At 65.6% G+C, this 2,733-nt stretch carries 2 protein-coding genes and 1 pseudogene; all 3 read right to left on the reverse strand.

The annotated features are described in order from the left end of the window. A pseudogene (locus tag EOA33_RS31070) lies at positions 1-246 on the reverse strand (NUDIX hydrolase); the annotation flags it as partial. 180 nt (positions 247-426) lie between these two features. Beyond that, positions 427-879 carry a DUF983 domain-containing protein gene (locus EOA33_RS31075; RefSeq protein ID WP_126054301.1) on the reverse strand — a complete coding sequence of 151 codons (453 nt, stop codon included), beginning with the start codon at positions 877-879 and terminating at the stop codon, positions 427-429. Then, a partial coding sequence (gene rnr / locus EOA33_RS31080; protein WP_127407376.1) for a ribonuclease R occupies positions 879-2,733 on the reverse strand: 1,855 nt, incomplete at its 5' end. The genes EOA33_RS31075 and rnr, both read right to left, overlap by 1 nt.

Consider the following 2,733-nt stretch of genomic DNA (forward strand, 5'->3'; position numbering starts at 1 on the left):
TTCTTCCGGGGGGTGGAGGGCTGCGGCGACAGCAATGCGGCTGTCGGCCGGATCGGTGCGGCCGCCCGGAAAGACGAACTTGCCGGGCATAAAGGCGTGGCCGGCATGGCGGCGGCCCATCAGCACCAGGACCTCGTCGCCCTTGCGGTCGAGCAGGATCAATGTCGCGGCATCGCGCGGACGCAACGGCTTTGCGGCAGGCGCGGCAACGCTCGGCTCAAGCTTGTCGACATTCGCTTTGGTCATTCCGTCCCCGAGCTGATGCATGTCGCCCAAACGCCGTGTCTGTCTTGGGGATGATGACATGCATGAAAGCAAAGATCTGAAGCGCGTCGCGTGATCCCGTTCATATGCGAGGCGCTTTAGCGGAAACTTCCCGCATGCGAAAGTGGCGTTCAGCCGTCGCCGATTGCGCCAGCCGCGGCTTCAAGCCTCGGGATGGTGCTCGATGACGTCTTCTTCGCCGCCGAAGCCGTGCATATAGAGGGCCCATTGCAGGCCGATGACGGCGCCCTTGACCGGCTGTAGCAGCACGACCGCCAGAAGGATGGTCAGCGGCACCCAGATGAGGATGTGCTGCCAGGTGGAGAGCGTGGAGGTCGCCTCGACGCCCATGAAGGCGCCAAGCACGATATGGCCGACGATGACAACCACCAGATAGGCAGGCAGGTCGTCGGCGCGGTGATGGTAAAGTTCTTCGCCGCAATGATCACATCTGTCGACGGTCTTGACATAGGCGCGGAACAGCTTGCCCTCGCCGCAATGCGGGCAGCGGCCGAGCAGGCCCCGCTTCATCGCCGTCCACAGCGGGCGGGCGGTCCGGCCCGAATGGTGCTCGCCGCCGAAAACCTGGTCTTCCATCTGCAATTGCCTTGCCATCACCGTCTCCTGCCGCGCGGGCCCGAGCGCGATTGCGACGCGCGGGCGCGGCCCTTGGCTTTGTGGAACGACCGCTTGGAGCCGGGCAGCGGCTTCGGGTCGGTCAGCATTTCGAAACGCATCGCGCCGGCCATAGGCGCCACCTCGATCAGGCGAACCTCGACGCGGTCGGCAAGCTGATAGCCCTTGCCGGTGCGTTCTCCGAAAAGCGATCGGGCAGTTTCGTCGTATATATAGTAATCGCCGTCCAGACTTGACACCGGGATGAAACCATCCGCGCCGAACTGCGGCAATTGGACAAATAGTCCCGCTTTGGTGACGCCGGAGATGCGCGCGTCGAAACGCTCGTCGATGCGCTCGGCGAGATAGGCGGCGACCAGCCGGTCGACCGTGTCGCGCTCCGCCGCCATGGCGCGGCGCTCGGTGGCGGAGATCAGCGCCGAGACCTCCTCCAGACGCTCGGCTTCCTGCTGGGTGAGACCGCCCGGGCCGAGGTTCAGCGCGGCGATCAACCCGCGATGCACGATAAGGTCGGCATAGCGGCGGATCGGCGAGGTGAAATGCGCGTAGCGTTTCAAATTGAGGCCGAAATGGCCGATGTTCTTCGGCGAATACTCGGCCTGGCTCTGTGAACGCAGCACCACTTCGTTGACCAGCGCCTCATTGTCGGCGCCGCGCACGCGCTCGAGGATGCCGTTGAACTGGTTCGGCCGCATCTGCGCGCCGCGCGCCAGCGACAGGCCGAGCGTCTGCAGAAATTCGCGCAGCGATTCCTGCTTGGCGAGTGAAGGCGCGTCGTGGATGCGGTAGACCAGAGACTCCTTCTTCGCCTCCAGCGTTTCGGCGGCCGCGACATTGGCCTGGATCATGAACTCCTCGATCAGCTTGTGGGCATCGAGTCGATCCGGCACGACGACGCGGTCGACCGTGCCGTCCTCTTTGAGCAGGATCTTGCGCTCGGGCAGGTCGAGCTCGAGCGGCTGGCGGCCGTCACGGCCGCGCTTCAGCACCGCATAGGCATCCCATAGCGGCTTCAGCACCGTCGCGAGAATCGGCCCGGTCTTGTCGTCCGGCATGCCGTCTATGGCCGCCTGCGCCTGCGTATAGGCGAGCTTGGCCGCCGACTTCATCATGATCCGGTGGAAGGAGTGGCGAAGCTTGCGACCGTCGGCGGAGAAGGTCATGCGCACGGCGAGCCCCGGCCGGTCCTGGCCTTCGCGCAGCGAACAGAGGTCGTTGGAGATGCGCTCCGGCAGCATCGGCACGACGCGATCCGGGAAATAGACCGAATTGCCGCGCTTCAGAGCCTGGCGATCGAGCGCGCTGCCGTAGCGGACGTAGGCCGCGACATCGGCGATCGCCACCGTGACCAGCACGCCGCCGGGGTTCTTCTCGTCCGGGTCAGGCGTCGCGAACACCGCGTCGTCATGGTCCTTGGCGTCGGCCGGATCGATGGTGATCAGCGGCAGGTCGCGCCAGTCCTCGCGGCCGGCAAGCGTCGCGGGCTTCACCGCCTCGGCTTCGGCGAAGACGTCGGCCGGGAAGATGTGCGGGATGTCATGCGCGTGGATGGCGATCATCGAGACCGCCTTCTCGCTGGTCAGCGAGCCCAGAACGTTGAGCACCTTGGCCCTCGGCAGCCCGTAGCGGGAGGCGCGCGCGGGCTCGACCTCCACCAGGTCGCCGTTCCTGGCGCCGTTCTGGAATTCCTTGTCGACGATCAGTTCGGGCTGGCGCCGCTCCACCGGTTCGATGCGGAACGTGCCGTCCTTCAGAACGCGAAAGACGCCGAGCACGGCATCGCTGCGCCTCTCGAAGATCTTCATCACCCGCCCGGTGTAGGCAGGGCCGGAT

This window comes from Mesorhizobium sp. M4A.F.Ca.ET.050.02.1.1, from assembly GCF_003997725.1.
Classification (GTDB): domain Bacteria; phylum Pseudomonadota; class Alphaproteobacteria; order Rhizobiales; family Rhizobiaceae; genus Mesorhizobium.

Coding starts and splice junctions, on each gene's coding strand:
- EOA33_RS31075 (WP_126054301.1), bottom strand. CDS start 879: ATGGCAAGGCAATTGCAGATGGAAGACCAGGTTTTCGGCGGCGAGCAC.